This window comes from Neolewinella sp. (assembly GCF_965214665.1).
Classification (GTDB): domain Bacteria; phylum Bacteroidota; class Bacteroidia; order Chitinophagales; family Saprospiraceae; genus Neolewinella.
In genome coordinates, this window is sequence record NZ_OZ243970.1 from 3,623,927 (window position 1) to 3,640,806 (window position 16,880).

The 16,880-nt window shown below is 62.1% G+C and carries 15 protein-coding genes; 12 read left to right on the forward strand and 3 right to left on the reverse strand.

Translation table 11 applies throughout. The features are described from left to right. Nucleotides 1-114: 114 nt before the first annotated feature. Nucleotides 115-867 (reverse strand): porin family protein, encoded by a 753-nt coding sequence (locus ACOOHD_RS15535; protein ID WP_420458794.1) that lies wholly within the window; start codon nt 865-867, stop codon nt 115-117. A gap of 79 nt (nt 868-946) precedes the next feature. Between ACOOHD_RS15535 and ACOOHD_RS15540 the strand changes: the two genes are divergently transcribed. The 12 genes from ACOOHD_RS15540 (at nt 947) to ACOOHD_RS15595 (ending at nt 14,687) form a co-directional block, all read left to right on the forward strand. After that, nucleotides 947-2,023: a hypothetical protein gene (locus ACOOHD_RS15540; RefSeq protein ID WP_420458795.1), complete on the forward strand. Its 1,077-nt coding sequence runs from the start codon at nt 947-949 to the stop codon at nt 2,021-2,023. A gap of 235 nt (nt 2,024-2,258) precedes the next feature. Continuing rightward, nucleotides 2,259-3,203, forward strand: a complete 945-nt coding sequence (locus ACOOHD_RS15545; protein WP_420458796.1) for an isopenicillin N synthase family dioxygenase — start codon at nt 2,259-2,261, stop codon at nt 3,201-3,203. A gap of 54 nt (nt 3,204-3,257) precedes the next feature. Continuing rightward, nucleotides 3,258-4,556 (forward strand): sensor histidine kinase, encoded by a 1,299-nt coding sequence (locus ACOOHD_RS15550; protein ID WP_420458797.1) that lies wholly within the window; start codon nt 3,258-3,260, stop codon nt 4,554-4,556. Nucleotides 4,557-4,565: 9 nt separating this feature from the next. After that, nucleotides 4,566-5,753, forward strand: coding sequence for an enolase C-terminal domain-like protein (locus ACOOHD_RS15555; protein ID WP_420458798.1), 1,188 nt, complete (start codon nt 4,566-4,568; stop codon nt 5,751-5,753). A 113-nt stretch (nt 5,754-5,866) separates the two neighbouring features. After that, on the forward strand, nt 5,867-6,544 hold the full coding sequence (locus ACOOHD_RS15560; protein WP_420458799.1) for an endonuclease III domain-containing protein: 678 nt from the start codon (nt 5,867-5,869) through the stop codon (nt 6,542-6,544). A gap of 121 nt (nt 6,545-6,665) precedes the next feature. Next, entirely contained in the window at nt 6,666-6,800 is a 135-nt protein-coding gene (locus ACOOHD_RS15565) for a hypothetical protein (protein ID WP_420458800.1), read from the forward strand. A gap of 82 nt (nt 6,801-6,882) precedes the next feature. Further along, on the forward strand, nt 6,883-7,656 hold the full coding sequence (locus ACOOHD_RS15570) for a DNA polymerase beta superfamily protein (RefSeq protein WP_420458801.1): 774 nt from the start codon (nt 6,883-6,885) through the stop codon (nt 7,654-7,656). Continuing rightward, nucleotides 7,653-8,714, forward strand: a complete 1,062-nt coding sequence (locus ACOOHD_RS15575) for a DNA polymerase beta superfamily protein (RefSeq protein ID WP_420458802.1) — start codon at nt 7,653-7,655, stop codon at nt 8,712-8,714. Before ACOOHD_RS15570 ends, ACOOHD_RS15575 begins: the two co-directional genes overlap by 4 nt. A 146-nt stretch (nt 8,715-8,860) precedes the next feature. Beyond that, nucleotides 8,861-10,558, forward strand: coding sequence for a GMC oxidoreductase (locus tag ACOOHD_RS15580; protein WP_420458803.1), 1,698 nt, complete (start codon nt 8,861-8,863; stop codon nt 10,556-10,558). Continuing rightward, entirely contained in the window at nt 10,558-11,172 is a 615-nt protein-coding gene (locus ACOOHD_RS15585) for a gluconate 2-dehydrogenase subunit 3 family protein (protein WP_420458804.1), read from the forward strand. Before ACOOHD_RS15580 ends, ACOOHD_RS15585 begins: the two co-directional genes overlap by 1 nt. Nucleotides 11,173-11,225: 53 nt before the next feature. After that, on the forward strand, nt 11,226-12,521 hold the full coding sequence (locus ACOOHD_RS15590; RefSeq protein ID WP_420458805.1) for an acetylxylan esterase: 1,296 nt from the start codon (nt 11,226-11,228) through the stop codon (nt 12,519-12,521). A gap of 15 nt (nt 12,522-12,536) precedes the next feature. Continuing rightward, nucleotides 12,537-14,687 (forward strand): alpha-galactosidase, encoded by a 2,151-nt coding sequence (locus ACOOHD_RS15595; protein ID WP_420458806.1) that lies wholly within the window; start codon nt 12,537-12,539, stop codon nt 14,685-14,687. Between the two features lie 2 nt (nt 14,688-14,689). Here ACOOHD_RS15595 and ACOOHD_RS15600 read toward each other — a convergent pair whose 3' ends face one another. Both ACOOHD_RS15600 and ACOOHD_RS15605 read right to left on the reverse strand, forming a co-directional pair. After that, a complete protein-coding gene (locus tag ACOOHD_RS15600; protein WP_420458807.1) occupies nt 14,690-14,974 on the reverse strand; it encodes a hypothetical protein in 285 nt (94 codons plus the stop codon). Between the two features lie 36 nt (nt 14,975-15,010). Continuing rightward, a complete protein-coding gene (locus ACOOHD_RS15605) occupies nt 15,011-16,780 on the reverse strand; it encodes a sigma-54 interaction domain-containing protein (RefSeq protein ID WP_420458808.1) in 1,770 nt (589 codons plus the stop codon). Nucleotides 16,781-16,880 lie beyond the last annotated feature (100 nt).

A 16,880-nucleotide genomic window follows, 5' to 3' on the forward strand; every position in this document is an offset into this window, starting at 1 on the left:
GGTAGCCCGGCGGACGGGCCCCCGGGTCACGGAAAACGAACGCTAGGTACACTTATTTCATTGTCCCGATAGCTATCGGGACGCACGCGCCCAAACTGTTTTGTCAGCTACTACCTAAAAGAGCACGCCGAGCATGATGATGATGCTCTGCTGGCGGCCCTTGCTGTCGTCCTCGGCGGGGTCGCGGCCCGGGCGGGTCACCTGGGTATCGTTGTCGGTGGTGAGGTCCAGGAAGCCGGACTGGAAGCCTAGTCCCCCGATTAGGCTAGTTTGTGTACTGATACTGTACTCCACGCCGCCGCCAATGCCCCAGCTGAGGTTGAGGGCGTTGACCTCGCTGCCGATCTTGAAGCTCTCGTTGTCGTCGATGTAGCTGGCCCGCTCGATGCTGCCCTTGGAGCTAGCCACGATGCCCAGCGTGAAGGCCGGCTGCACGAAGTAGCGTAGGTAACCGAACTCGCGGGTGCGCAGGGTCAGGCCCAGGGGAATTTCCACGAACTGTAGGTTGTAGTCGTAGGTGCTGCCGCCGGTAAGCTGGCCCGGAGTGGGCTGGGTGGTGAGCACCTCGTTGAGCGGCTCGCTCCAGATGTTCACCTGCGTGAACTGGTCGTCGTACCGCAGCGCCCCGCCGGCCCCGAAGTGGAAGTTGATGCCGGTGTGGATGCTGTAGTTGTCCTGAAAGTAGTACTCGGCGATCAGTCCCAGCTTGAGGCCCAGCTTGGTGCCGTCCGACTCGATGAGGTTGTTATCGGTCGTCAGGTAGTTGAAGGTAGGGCTGAGCTGGATGCCGAGCTGGATGGGGTTGATCTGCGCCGCGGCCGTGAGGGAGAACACGAAGGCCAGGGGAAGGAGTAGATAGGGTTTCATAGGGTACTTTTTAGGTTCGTCAGTCGTTACCAAACGAGCCGTTCCGGCCGGTGTTTAGCCCATGACGAAAGATAGCCCTTTGTTTACCGTTCTGCTGCTCTGCCTACTGGGTTGGAGTAGCTGCACCGACGACGACGGCCCCCCCCCGCCCGACGTCAGTGACATCACGGTAAATCTCACGGTACTGCGCTTCGATCGTGCCCTGGCCAAGCTCGACACCACGGACCTCACCGCCTCCCTGGCCGAGCTAAACCGGCAGTACGGCAGCTTCACCGACGTTTTCTTCACCCACCTGGTGCCGGTGCGGCGGGGCGATTTCAGTCCGGCAGAGGGCCAGCGGGTGCTGCGGGCCTACCTGGACTATCCCCTCACCCACTTCGTCGACTCTCTGGTAACGGAAAACTACGGAGATGCAACAGGGGGGGCTGCGTCAATGGGGGGAGGGGGGCCCGTTGTAAGCCAGGTGCAAGATCTGGTGGAACAGCTCACCACATCACTCAAATACTACCGCCACTACTTCCCGGCCGCGCCCCTACCCGATACCCTGGTCACCTACGCCACCCACTTCGAGCTGGCCGCCTTCCTCTACGGCGACGGGCAGCTGGCCGCCGGGCTCGACTTCTTCCTCGGCCCCGCCTTCGACTACAGTCAGGTGGACCCCAACGAGCCCATCTTCAGCGACTACCTGGCGCAGAGCTACACCCCCGACAACTTCGCCGGTAAGCTGCTCCGCGTCCTGCTCGAAGACCGCTTCCCCCCGCCCCGCTCCGGCCGCCTGATCGACTACCTCGTGTACGAGGGTAAGAAGTTGTACGTGCTGGAACGGCTGCTGCCCAAGGTGCCCCGCCACGTGGTCTACGAGGTCACCGAAGCCGAGATGGCCTGGCTCGAAGACAACGAGACGCCCATCTACGCCTACCTGCAGCGGGAGGACGAGCTCTACAGCACCGACGTCAACAAGATCCGCAAGTATACCGGTCCGGCCCCCTACTCCGTGGGTATGCCGCAGGAGTCGCCGGGGGGCGCGGTGAATTTTTTGGGGCGGCAGATCGTGGCCTCGTATATGGTGCAGCACCCGGAGGTGACGTTGGCGGAGCTGATGGGGATGGGGGATGGGCAGGAGATCTTGCGGGGAGCTCGGTATAAGCCAAGGTAGGGGTTGTTGTTGGGTTGTTGGGTTGTTGGGTTGTTGGGTTGTTGAGTTGTTGCGTTATGGGGAAGCTCGCTTCGCTCGTCTTAGTGTTGCTTGCTTCGCCTTTCTCTGTAGATATTGCACCTGCGGCCCCGCCCCAAGTAGTACCTACCACACCCCCCAACGCCTACCACGCCTACCACGCCTCCAACGCTAGCAACTCAACAACCCAACAACTCAACAACCCAACAACCCCACCATGACCCGTACCATCCCCCTAGTCAACCTAACCCAGTTCCAAACCGGCCACCCCACCCAGCGCCAAGAGTTCATCGACGAGCTCGGCGAGGCGTTTCACGACATCGGTTTCGTAGGCGTGACCGGCCACGGTATTCCTAAGGAACTCATCGACGACTTCTACGTAGCGGCCAAGCAATTCTTCGCCCTACCCGTAGAAACCAAGCGCAAGTACGAGGTGGCGGGAGCGGCCGGACAGCGGGGCTACACCAGCTTCGGCAAGGAGCACGCCAAGCAGTCGCAGGTGGCCGACCTCAAGGAGTTTTTCCAGATCGGGCAGGAGCTCAGCGATACCTCGGCCAGCGACTACCAGCAGAACCCCTACGTGGAGGAGGTGCCCGCCTTTATGAAGCTGGGACTGCAACTCTACCGCGCCTTCGAGCAGGCCGGGAATGATCTGCTGCGGGCCATCGCACTCTACCTAGGCCTCGATGAGAAATACTTCGAGCAGTACACCCACGATGGCATGAGCATTCTGCGGGCGATCCACTACCCGCCCATCACCCAGGAGCCGAAGAGCGCCATCCGGGCCGAGCAGCACGAGGATATCAACCTGATCACCCTGCTGGTCGGTGCCAGTGCCGGCGGACTCGAGCTCCAGAACACGGCCGGCGAGTGGCAAGAGATCGTGCCCGAGAACGATGAGATCGTCATCAACGTCGGCGACATGCTCCAGCGGCTGACCAACAACTACCTGAAGTCGACGACCCACCGCGTCGTCAACCCGCCCCGCGAGCAGTGGCACGAGCCGCGGCTGTCGATCCCCTTCTTCCTGCACCCCCGCCCGGAGATGCGGCTGGACGTGCTACCGAGCACGGTGACGGAGAAGCGGCCGCAGGCCTACGCGCCAATCACGGCCGGGGAGTATTTGGATGAGCGGCTGCGGGAGATCGGGTTGAAGAAGTAGTTTTGGCTCGTCCGCCAGGGTAAGACTGACTTTGTCCCCCTTACCGTACCCCCCGTGCCCACCCCCCTAAAGTACATCGCCTACCTCACCACCCTCCACCTGCTGCTGGGGGTGCTGGCCTACTATGCCATCGGCGGCGGACCGGTACTGCTGCTCGTGGAGATGATCCTGCTCCTGAGCGCCTACCTCGGTTACCGCCTCTACCAGGTGCTGGTAGCCCCGCTCGACCTACTGAGCCGCGGGGTGGGGGCGCTGGCCGATCAGGACTTTTCCGTCAAGATGACCCCCACCGGTAGCCCCGAAATGGACCGCCTCGGCACGGTCTACAACCGCATGATCGACCAACTGCGCCGCGAGCGGGTCACGGGCCGGCAGCGGGAGGAGTTCCTGGACCAACTGGTGAGCGCCGCGGAGGTGGGCATCCTGATCCTGGACTTCGACGGCGGGGTGCAGTCGGAAAACCCCTGGGTGACTCGCTTAAGGCAGAAAGCACCCGGATTTATCGAAGGTATCCTTGCACCTGTCCCCCCGATAGCTATCGGGGTTATCGGGACGCAAGCACCCGGAGAAAAGCGGGTATACACGACGGCCGACAACCGCCGCATCCACGCCGAGTACGCCACCTTTATCGACCGGGGCTTTGAGCGTGGCTTCGTGGTGCTACAGGATGTGACGGCCGACCTGCTACAGGCCGAAAAGGAGGCCTACGGGAAGGTGATCCGCATGATGGCCCACGAGGTGAATAATTCGAATGCCGCCATTGTATCGCTGCTGCGCTCCCTGCTGGAGATCGCCCAAGAGGCTGACCCGCAGCTGCCCGAGCTTACGCGGGAGTACCTACCCCCGGTGATCCAGCGAGCGGAGAACCTGACGGCCTTCATGCGCAACTTCGCCCGCGTGGTGCGGCTGCCCGAACCCCAGCTGAGCCGTCTGGACCTGAACCAACTAGTACGGGGTGCCGGGGAGGTGATGGCCGGGTTGCTCCACTCCGCCGGGATTGAGCTAAGCTACCACCTAGCCGAGCGCCCGGTGCCGGTGGAAGCCGATGCGGGACAGCTGGAGCAGGTGATCATCAACGCCCTCACGAACGCCCGCGAGAGCATCGGGCAGGGAGGGCGGATCGAGCTGAGCACCCAGGCCCGTCCGGTTGGCTTTGTGATCGCGGATGACGGGCCGGGCATCCCGCAGGAGGTGGCCGACCGCCTGTTCACGCCCTTCTTCAGTACAAAGGGCAGCGGACAGGGGGTGGGGCTGACCCTGGCGCGGGATATTCTGGAGGGGCACGGGACTACTTACCGCCTGGCTACCGAAGCGGATGGTTGGACACGCCTACGTGTCAACTGGCCGGAGTAACTTAGGGGCATGAACCGAAGAACTTTCCTCACCACGGGTAGCCTGGGGCTAGCTGCCGGACTGGCCGCCCTGCCCCGCCGGCACGTCGAGCCGTCGATCGTCGGCGCCGAGCTGTACCTCATCAACGTCGAGGCCGTAAGGCACTTCAGTACCGGCACCTGGTACAACCGCCAGCACCTGATGCTGCACTTGCGTACCGACGCACACGGTGGCTGGTCGGAAATCATCGCCAGCGTGAACGAGCCGGAGGTAGACCTGTCGGAATGGCGGGAACGCGCGGCGCTCGTCGTCGGAAAAACGCCACAGCAAGCACTCGACTGGCTGCGGGCCGAAAAGTACGGGGAGTGGGAAAGCAGACCGGTGGAATGGCTGGAGTTCGCGCTGTATGACCTCCTGGGCCGCCAGGAGGATACGCCGGCGGTGCGGCTACTGGGGCTAAAGGACAACCAATCCGTGCCCGGCCTTTTTGCGATCCTGGAGTCCGACCCCGCCCGCCTACTGGCCAAAGTGGAAGAGGCCCGCGCGCAACATCTCACCAGCCACGTGAAGTTGAAGCTCTTCGGAGACGCGGAAAACGACCGGGTGCTGATCCGTACCCTCCGGGAAGCACTCGGGCCGGAGGCCTTCCTGATTGGCGATCCGAACGGCGGCTACAAGGACGGCACGCTGCAACAGTACGCTAATATCCTCACGGCTCACCACGCCGCCGGTCTGAATGGCTGCGAGGACCCCGCCGAGCTGACCAATCCGGAATGGGTGGAGCTACAGGGACTGGTCGGCGAGCTGGCCCTCATCCCCGATAAGCCGCTCCGCCCCAGTTGGGAGAGCGTCCACACCCTGCTGCCGGGCATGGGCAGGATCTACAACTTCCACCCGAAGACGACCGGTAGTCTGGCGGATATGGTCACCCTTGGCCGCCGCATTCAGGGCTGGGGCGGCCAGATCATGATCGGCGACGATAGCCTGGTGGGGGCGGGGGCTACGGCCTGGCAGCAGATCGCCTGTGGGTTCGGCGCCGTGTGCACCGAGGCACTGGAAAAGCCGCAGGAGTCGACGGCATTCCTGGACTGTATCGAGCAGAAAGCTACCCACACTGACGCGGCGGGGCGGGTGCACTGGGAGCCGGCACCCGGCTTCGGACTGTACGTCGATACCGGAAAGCTCAGTAAATCAGCTACCCGCGTGATGACGGTTTGAACCCAGGCATACCGCCCATCACCCACTTAGTGCGCACCCCCCCCGATAGCTATCGGAGCTATCGGGGCCCCGCCCCCTAAAACATCCGGTGGTGTGGGGCACCTTATAGGGGTATGTCCGCCACCGAAGCTACCTACGAAGACCTGCAGTACCTCGTCGAGACGCTGGAGGCCACCTACGGCCGTCAGACCCGCTACAGCACCAAGTCGGCCGTCGACCAGCTCATCGCCACTACCCTTTCACAGCGCACCAACTACGCCGACGAGAAAAAAGCCTACGATAATCTGCTAGCAACCTACGGCGACTGGGCCGGGGTCGCAGGTGCAACGGTGGAGGGCATCGAGCAGTGTATCCAGACCTCGCGCTGGCCCGAGATCAAGGCCCCCCGCATCAAGGAGATGCTCAACCTGATCCTGGAACGCTACGGCAAGCTAGACCTGCAGTTCCTGGCCGACATGCCCGTCGACGAGGCCCAGAACCTACTCATGGAGCTACCCGGTGTAGGCTTCAAGACGGCCACCTTCGTGCTCCTCTTCTCCCTGCGCCGCCCGGCCCTGCCCGTCGATACCCACGTGCACCGGGTGAGTACGCGCTTCGGCATCCTGCCCGAGAAGATCACCCAGGCCAAGTCGCACAAGGCCCTGCTCGACATGCTCCCGAAAGACGCCGATGAGTTGCTGAATTTTCACAAGCTGCTCTTCAAGCACGGGCAGCGGGTGTGTACCTACTCGCGGCCGAAGTGTGGGGAGTGTGTGGTGCGGGAGCGGTGCCGGTATTATCACCGGCAGTAAAATGCGGTCTCCGACCGCGGTAGCAAAATGCAGCCTCTGGCTGCGCTGGTTAACACAGTCTGTAAACGCGAGTGCAACGCACTACCCAGAACCGGTGTCGAACTACAAACTACCCAGCAGTATGCCTACTGGCCCCTTGCTTTACGAGGATAGCTTCCGTAAAACCTGGCAAGTGCTATCGCTATTCTTAATGGCTCCCCTGCTCACCCTCATGGGGCAGCTAGCACTAGCCACTACGGTCTACACAGCTCAGTGACCAAGCCTCCGCGGCTCGGTCGCCCCGGCTGGAAGCCGGGAGCCAACGGAACTTTTCAATACGTATCGACCGTTGTCTCACCATGCCCCCACCCCCCTTCATTGCACCCGCGCTCGCGCAAACCGCCACCCGCTACGACGTAGAAATCCTCTTCGCCATCGAGAGCGGCAGCCGCGCCTGGGGCCTGGCCAGCACCGACAGCGACTACGACGTGCGCTTCGTATACCGCCACCGGCCGGCCTGGTACCTGAGCCTGCACCCGGGCCGGGATATGATCGGTCCCCACATCGAGCGCGGCGGCGAACTGGACCTGGCCGGCTGGGACGTACGTAAATTCCTGCATCACTTATCGAACAGTAACCCCAATGTGCTGGAGTGGCTGGCCTCGCCGATCGTCTACCATGTCACGGGAACGTTTCTGGAGGACTGCCGCCGACTCGCCGATACCTACTTCCGCCCCCGCAAAGCCATCGCCCACTACCTGGGCATCGCCCACGGGGCCCGGCAGGCTGGCCTGGACACCGATGAGCGCTGGAACCTGAAGAAATTTTGCTACTGGATGCGGCCGATCCTGGCGGCGACCTACATCGTACGGCACGGCCGGCGGCCACCCATTACGATGGATGGTCTGCTGCCCCTGATCGATGACCGTGAGTTGACGGCGCTCATCCACGAGCTGATGGAGCTCAAGCACACCGTACGTGAAGACTACCGCACCCGCGTCGACCCCCGCCTGATGACCTACTTCGCTGAGCTAAAGATGCACGCCACCACCGCCTGTACTGGGATGGATAAGGACGTGAACCGGTCCGATGAGGCAGATGCTTTCTTCCGCCAAACCATCGGTTATCCATGAACGTCGAGGACCTGCGTCCCGGCCGGCACCTGCTACTGGAATGCCGCAGCGGCAGCCACGCTTACGGGCTCGCCACCCCCGAGTCCGACGAGGACTTCCGTGGGGTATTCCTGCTGCCCTACGACCGCCTGCTCGGCCTACACTATACCGCCCAGCTTGCCGATGCCACCAACGACCGCAGCTACTACGAGCTCGGCCGCTTTGTCGAGCTACTCGACAAAGCCAACCCCACTGCCCTGGAGCTATTGGCTACTACAGGAGTAGACGTCCTGTACCGCCACCCGCTCATGAACCAGCTCCAAGTAGCGGACTGGCTCACCAAGGCCTGCCGCGACACCTTCGCCGGCTACGCCATCACCCAGATCCGCAAGGCCCGTGGCCTGAACAAAAAGGTACATAACCCCATGCCGGAGCAGCGCGCCGGCGTCGAAGCCTTCTGCTACGTAATCGAGCACGGCCGCAGCCAGTCCCTCGCCGATTGGTCACACCAAACCGGCACCCCAGCCGCTACTCTGGCCCTTGCCAAAGTCGATCATGCCCGCGACCTCTACGCCATGTACCACGATAGCAGCGGGGCGGGCTGGGGCCAGGGCGTTTCCCGCCCCCAGTCCAACCAGGTGGTGCTCTCCGACGTACCAAAGGGCCAGCCCGTGATTGCCTACCTCAGCTTCAACAAGGACGGCTACTCCACCTACTGCCGCGACCACCGCGCCTACTGGGACTGGGTCGAACGCCGCAACGACGCCCGCTACCTCGGCACCCTCGCCCACGGCCAGGGCTACGACGCCAAGAACATGATGCACACGCTGCGCCTGCTCGAAATGGCTACCGAAATTTTCACCGAGGGCCGGCTCAACGTGCGGCGTCCGAACCGGGAGTTCCTCCTCGCCGTCAAAGCAGGGAGGTATACGCTGGATGAGGTGCTGGAGCTTGCCGAAGAGCGGTTGGCAGCGTTGGATGCGGCGGTGACGAAGAGTGAGTTACCGGAGGAGTTGCCGGTGGGGTTTGCGGAGGGGAGGTTGGTGGAGCTGCGGCGTGTGCTGTATGACGGGCAGTAGCTTCTCTGTATAACCTCGGTGAAGCCCTTCTGTGGTGAGTTTGCTACGCATACCCCAGCGCAGCCAGAGGCTGCATTTTACTGCCGCCGCCGGAGGCAGCATTGTACTCAAACCGCCGTATCTTCAAGATCCCTTAAACCACCCAAATGGCCAACTACAACATCGACGCCGACAAATCCATCACCTACGACGCCATCGTAGTAGGCTCCGGCATCTCCGGCGGCTGGGCGGCCAAGGAACTCACCGAAAAGGGCCTCAACACGCTGGTCCTCGAACGCGGCCGAATCGTAGAACACGTCAAGGACTACCCCACCATGAACCTCGACCCCTGGGACCTGGAGCTGCGCGGCGGCCTCACCGCCCAGGAACGCGACAAGCACTACAAGAGCGTACGCTCGGGCTTCGTGAGCAAGGACATCGAGCACTTCCACGCCAACGACCGCGAAAACCCCTACACGGAGATCAAGCCCTTCCTGTGGATCCGCGCTCACCAGATGGGCGGCCGCTCGATCCTGTGGGGCAAACAGACTTACCGGCTGAGCGACCTCGACTTCGAGGCCAATGCTAAAGATGGGCACGGCGTAGACTGGCCCATCCGCTACAAAGACATCGAGCCCTGGTACACCTACGTGGAGAAATTCGCCGGTATCAGTGGGTCGCCGCTGGGCCTACCGCAGCTACCCGATAGTCACTTCCTGCCCCCCATGGAAATGAACTGCGTGGAAAAGCACGTGAAGGAGCGGCTGGAAAAAAACTTTAAGGGCCGCCACCTCATCATCGGTCGCTGCGCCCACCTGACCGTGCCGCACAACGGCCGCGGACAGTGCCAGTACCGGAATCGCTGTAGCCGGGGCTGCCCGTACGGAGCCTACTTCAGCAGTAACGCTGTCACGCTACCGGCCGCCCAGAAGACGGGCAAGCTCACCATACGGCCGTTCTCGATCGCCCAGTCGGTGACCTACGACGATGCGAAAGGACGGGCTACCGGGGTACGCGTGATCGACGCCGAGACCAACGACGTGATCGACTACAAAGCCCGGGTAATCTTCCTCAACGCCTCGGCCCTCAGCACCACCCACATCATGCTCAACTCCAAGTCGCAGCGCTTTGAGAACGGACTGGGCAACGACAGCGGCGAGCTCGGTCACAACCTCATGGACCACACCTACCGCGTGGGGGCCGTGGGCACCGTGGAGGGCTTCGACGATAAGTACTACAGCGGCCGGCGGCCCAACGGCATCTACATTCCCCGCTACTGGAACGTGAACGCGGAATCGCAATCCGATAAATTCGTACGCGGCTTCGGCTACCAGGGCGGCGGCGGGCGCATCGGCAACAACAACGCCGAGGGTTTCGGGGCAGAGTTTAAGGAGAAGATCCTCGGGCCCGGCCCGTGGGAGTTTTTCATCACCGGCTTTTCGGAGTGCCTGCCCTACCACAGCAACCAGGTCACCCTCAACGAGGAGGTGCTGGACAAGTGGGGCCAGCCTACGCTTTCCATCGATGCTGAGTGGGGTGAGAACGAGTACGCCCTCAACAAGCAAGCCCGCGAGGATGCCGTCGAGATGCTCGAGCGCGTAGGCCTCAGGGACATCGTCGGCTTCGACAACCGCCACGAGATGGGCAACGGCATCCACGAGATGGGTACCGCCCGCATGGGCCGCGACCCGAAGACCTCCGTGCTCAACGCCTTCAACCAGGTACACGGCGCTAAGAACGTCTTCGTCACCGACGGAGCCTGCATGACCTCCTCCAGCTGCGTTAACCCCTCCCTCACCTACATGGCCCTCACCGCCCGCGCGGCCGACCACGCCGTCGCCGAGCTCAACAAACAGAATATCTGATGCACCGTAGAGACGTCCTCCGCCACCTCAGCTACCTCAGCGGGGTGGCCGTTACTGCCCCTTCACTTTTAATTGCCCTACAGTCCTGCGGCCGCGACGAGCCCGACCTCGACTGGTCGCCGCAGTACTTCACCGACAGCGAGGCCCGCTTCGTCACCTCCTACGTCGATACCCTCCTGCCCCGCACCCCCGATAGCTATCGGGGCCCCGGCGGACTGGATGTAGGCGTACCCGCCTTCATCGACCGCGTCATGGCCGCTACGGCCGGTGAAGGAGACAAACCTTCCCCCCTCCAGACTGGCATCCTGGAGTTCGACGAGGGGGCCCGCACCCAGTACGGCATGCCCTTCCACCAGCTCGATGCTACGCAGCGGGGCGAGCTCTTTACGGCGGCCGAGGGCGTGGCACCTAGGTACAATCCGCAGGTCTGGGGCACGGCCGTGGGCGAGCAGCCGCCGGTGGGCTTTTACCGTTCGCTGAAGTCGATGGCGCTGTGGGGCTATTTATCCTCCGAGAAGATTGGGACGGAGGTACTGCACTACGATCCGGTGCCGGGGGGGTATGATGGGTGTGTGGATCTGGCTAGTTTGGGGGGGCGGGCTTGGAGTTTGTAGGGGGCGGGGTGTGCCCAGTCTTTCTATCCATGCATGCCTAATATTATAATGTGATGACTCACCTCCGGTACCGTAACTACTTCCTCGTTTACCTCCTACTGACCGCCTGCGGATACCTCCCCGCCCAAACCCCCCAGCCCAACTACGACGAAGCCCAAGTCCCCGCCTACACCCTGCCGGACCCCCTCATCGCCACGGACGGCACCCCCGTCACCGCCGCCGAATGGCCCGCGCGCCGCGCCGAACTCCTACGCTTGTTCGAAGACCATGTGTACGGCAGCGTGCCCGGCGAACTGGATAGCATAAGCTGGCAGATCGTAGAGGAGGGCGAGGCGATGCGCGGCAAGGCCCTCCGGCGGCAGGTCGCTATCAGTATGTACTACGGGCCGCACGAGCTGCGGGCCGGACTGCTGCTCTACGTGCCCAACCAGGCGAACGGCCCCGTACCCGTACTGCTGGGCATGAACTTCTTCGGCAACCACGCCGTACTGCCGGACACGGCCGTACTACTCACCCCCAACTGGCTACCCAACCAGGAGACCTACGGCATCACGGAACACCGGGCCATGGAAGCCTCCCGCGGCGCGCGCGGCCACCGCTGGAACCCCGAACTCGTCGTGGGCCGGGGCTACGCCTTCGCGACCATCTACAGTGGGGACTTCGACGGCGACCGCCCCGACGATTGGACCGACGGCGTGCACCCCCTCTTCTACACCGGTACGCAGCAACGGCCCGCGGTGGATGAATGGGGCACGATCGCGGCCTGGGCGTGGGGCTACTCCCGCGCCATCGACTACCTGGTGACGGACTCCCTGCTCAATCCCAATCAGATCGTCATCATGGGCCATTCTCGCATGGGCAAGGCCGCCCTCTGGGCCGGGGCCAATGACGCGCGCGCCGCCGTGGTCGTTTCCAACAACTCCGGCTGCGGCGGTGCCGCCCTGAGCCGGCGGCGCTACGGCGAGACGGTGGCCAGCATCAACGAGGCCTTCCCCCACTGGTTCAATGATCGCTTTCCGGAGTACGCCGGTCGGGAGGAGGACCTGCCCGTTGACCAGCATGAGCTAATTGCCCTGGTGGCCCCGCGCCCGGTTTACGTCGCCAGCGCCGTCGATGACCGCTGGGCCGACCCCCGGGGCGAGTTTTTGGCGGCCTACCACGCCGGTCCGGTCTACCGATTACTCGGCGCCTCTGGCCTACCTCAGGACACCCCCCCGCCCCCGAACGAGGCCCTGGACCGGGCCACCATCGGCTACCACCTCCGCCGGCGGGGCCACGCCGTGCTCGACTACGACTGGAACCAGTTCATCGATTTTGCGAATTACCACTTTGCTAGTAGCGCCGACTGAGTTGGCCCCCTGATTATGCACCACCGCCTCCTAGTCCTCCTCCTCCCCTTCTTCCTCGTCACCTACCGGAGCTCCATCCAAGCGCAGCACGCCCTCGAGAATGAACTGATCCAGCTGGAACTCGCCGAGGGAGGCGACTACCTCTGGCGGTACACTCTGAAGGCCGGCGGGGTAAGTCTGGAACTCGAGCCCCCACAGTTTGAGATCGACGGGGCACAGGTCAGCGGTGAGGTGGATGAATTTACGGTAGCCGCGGCTCCACGTACGCTTCTTAACGGGGTAACCGAGTACCGCTTCAGCGGAGCTCTGAGCCAACTGCCCGGTGTTCAACTAAGCATCCTGGTGCGGCTGGCACCGGATAATCCCGTCGTCCGCTTTGCTTACGGACTGTCGGGGGGGGCGGACCATAAGCTGACGAAGGCCGGTGGGAAGGATAGGCTGACCTACCTGACCACCCGGTCCGGTGACTTTACCGAAGTAACGGAAGTGCGGCTATCGAATTACGACGACCGGTCGCACAGCTATAGCCTGGATGAGCAGGTGGTGGGGCAGCGGTACTTCGACAACGAGCTAGCGGTGATGGGGCCCCTGCTGGTGCTGCAACGGGAAAATAGCACCTTTTTGCTGGCTTACGAGCATGGTTCGGACTATGGTAGTGCGTACCTACAGTACGACCTGCGGCGGGACGGCAACGTATCGCTGAGGGCCGTAAGGGGAAACTACCTCAGCGATCAGGTACTGGCGGATACTGCCGCCTACCGAAGCGTCTGGTTCGAGCTCGGGGGAAGCAGTGGTGGAGCGGATAGCCTGGCGGCACACTACCGGACCTTCGTGCTGGACTACCTCTCCGAAAATAAAGAAAGCCGGCAGCCCTATATTTTTTACAACACCTGGGGCCGGCAGGAGCGCGTCAAGTGGGCGGGGGGCAGCTACCTCGGATCCATGAACCTGGAGCAGACGCTACGGGAGATCGAACGGGCCCACCGGATGGGTATCGAGGTCTTCGTGATCGATACAGGGTGGTATACCGCTACGGGCGACTGGCGGGTGAATACCGCCGCTGGCTTTTTTCCGGACTCCCTGCGGCAGGTGAAACAGCTACTGGACCGGTACGGGATGAAGCTCGGACTCTGGTTCAACCCGCGCATGGCGGCGCTGAGCAGTGAGATGTATGCACGCAATAAGCAGTACCGCACCGTTCTGGATGGGGTGCCGGGGCCGACCGAAGCGGTGTGGGAAACCGAGGAGAGTGCCCCGCTCTGCATCGTGAGCCCCTACTGGGAAGACTTCGCCGATCGCCTCAGCGACCTGGTCGAGGAAGTAGGCGTGAGCTACTTCAAGTGGGACGCGGTCTGGCAAAACGACTGCAATGCCGCGGGCCACGATCACGGAACGGAGGCGCACACGGCAGCGGAACGGTATGCGCGCGACGGGTTCCTCTTACCCATCTATCTATCTAAGATCGTCGACAAGGTCAGCCGGGCGCACCCCGCCACGATCTTCGATTTTGACGTGACGGAGCCGGGCCGGGCCGTGGGGCTGTCGTTTCTGGCCTCGGGCAAGTACTTCGCGATTAATAACGGTCCGTACTACCACAACCTGGACGTCAGCGAGCAATGGCAGACCCCGCTCCCGAACGGGAACGTCAATGTACTGGTGAATCCAGGCCCGGCACGGGGCTGGTACCTACGCTCCGTGCTGAATTATGATAAGTGGATCCCCTCGGTGCTGTTCCTGACGCACTACCAACCCGACGAGCCCCGAAACTCCCAACTGATAAACCTAGCCTCCCTCGTGCTGGGGCAAAATGGTATCTGGGGGAATATCCTAGACACTTCCCCCGAGGGCACGCAATTCATCGGCACCGTACTGGATAAGTACAAGCAGGTCCGTGGGGCCATCACCCGGGCCGCACCGCTTACCACTGGTAACCCGGGGCAATCCGTAGAAATCCACGAGAAGATCGACCCACGGACCGGCCGGGGAGCCGTAGTCCTGTTCGGTAACGGCCGGCGGGAAGTAAGCTACGTTACGGAGGCAAGGGTGGATCGGAACTTCTGGCTCACCGAGGGGGTAGACGTAAGTTTCGACGATACCGGCCGGGCGATCATTCACGCTAGGTTCGCGGAAACCAGCGCCAGAATAATCTTTTTCGGCGCGGAATGACGTTACTCCCGCTGCCCGCCCATTACCCCCCCCCCCTTAGTAGCCGGCTTCATCATCCCATCCTGGGAGGATTCCACTTCCTCCCAGTCTGAGGCCAGGCCCTCGCCGTCGTTGTTCTTCCAGTAGTAGACCGGCTGTTCGTGTTTTAGCATGTCTACCCAGAGGATCAGATGCCCGGGGTCGTGGGCGGTGAGGGTGACGTCCGAACCGTTCTGGAGGCGAAGGTCGATGCTGCCGGTCTGTAGGATGGTATTCCAATGGAGACGGTAGGAAGATACTACTTGCACGAGGCGAAGATTTCAATGTGATATAAAAACGTGATGTTACCGCCGGATGCCCAATTTTCGCATTTTACTGAAGAGCGTCTGGGGGTGTATCTGTAGAATTTCCGCCGCTCCGCCCTTACCGCTCACCTTGCCGCCGGTATTATCGAGCACCAGCTGGATGTACTTGCGCTGGTACTCCTCGAAGGAGAGGAACTCGGTGAGGGTGCCGTCGAACAGATCCAGCACGGGGGTTTCCGGTTGGTCCGGTTCGTGCTGTGGCAGGGCCAGGGGCAGGGTGCCGCCGCTGGTGATAATGAAGGCGCGCTCGACCATATTCTCCAGCTCCCTGACGTTGCCGGGAAACTCATATTGTTTGATCCGGTCCAGGGTGGTGCTATCGATACCGGAGATATCTTTTTCGAACTTGGTGTTGAACTTCTTGATGAAGTGACGGACCAGGGGGTTGATGTCGTCCTTGCGCTCCCGCAGCGGCACGGTACGAATGGGAAAGACGTTCAAGCGGTAAAAGAGGTCGCGGCGGAACGTGCCCTCCTTGACCAGCTGCGGTAGATCGCGGTTAGTAGCCGCGACGACGCGTACGTCGACGGTCTTCACCTGAGTAGCCCCCAGGGGCATGAATTCGCCGTCCTGAAGTACGCGCAGCAGGCGTGTCTGCATCAGCAGCGGCAACTCTCCGATCTCATCCAAAAAGATGGTACCCCCATCGGCCAGCTCGAAGCGCCCCTGACGGTCTTTAGCCGCTCCGGTAAAGGCCCCCCTGCGGTAGCCGAAGAGCTCGGATTCAATTAGCTCGGGAGGTAGGGAGCCACAGTCTACGGTGACGAAGGGCTGGTCCACCCGCGCACTGAGATCGTGGATGGTCTTGGCGATGAGCTCCTTGCCGGTACCGGTCTCACCGGTGATGAGCACGGTTGCGTCGGTGGGCGCCACCATGCGGATCTGCCGCACCGTCTCCGCAAAGGCCTCGCTGTGGTAGATCAGGTGGGTGCCGTCGCCACCGTGGTCGAGCTGCGTTCGCAACCGGTGATTTTCGTCCGCTGCCGCGCCGACCTCCAACTCGGCCTGTACGAGCGCCTCCTTGAGGGCACCCTCGTGTTCGAGCTGGGAGCTGATGTCGCGGGCCGTCAGGAGGTACAGGCTATTGTCGGGTGTACGGCTCGACACGATACTGACCTCCATCGGACATAGGGTGCCGTCTTTGCGGAGGAACTCGGTCCGAAAATGCGTCGACCCATTGGTATCCACATCTTCCATCTGACGCTGTAGTCGTTCCTCTCGCAAGTTTTGGATGATCTGCCGGAGGTGGTACAGTTTATCCCGCTCCCGGGGGGCATAGCCCAGGTGCTTCAGCAACTGGTCGTTGATGTAGAAGAGGTTGCCCTTCAGGTCCAGCTCGATAATAAAGCAGGCTACATCATTAAGGATAGCCGAAAACCTAGCCTGTGCCGGATGCTCACTCGGCATCAGCATACAGCACAGGCAGGAACCTTCGGAAACCGTAAGCTTTACGGTATGGGTGGTGTAGTGCTGATTTTTAGCGAGCGTGATCCGTTTGACGACGCACTGTCCGCTCTTTAAAGTTTCGAACAGGTTGCTGTCCGGCGAGGCGTCGGGAACTTCCTCCGGGTGACCGATCAAAAAGTCCTGCGTCCGTAGCTCCGATTGGGCCAGCAGCTCGTCGAAGGCCTTATTTGTTACCACGGTCTCCCCTTCTTCCGTGGCGAGTAAGGTAGGCAAGGGATTGGCCTGCACCCACTCCATGACGGGGTCGGGGATTAGAAAGGAGGGTTGTTCAATGTCAGCCAACTGGTCAAAGACTGAGACGTAGCGCGTAGAGGGCGATAAGCCGGGTGAAAGTCAAACTCATTAAATCTGAACAACAATGATAGGCCCTATTCCCCCCGAT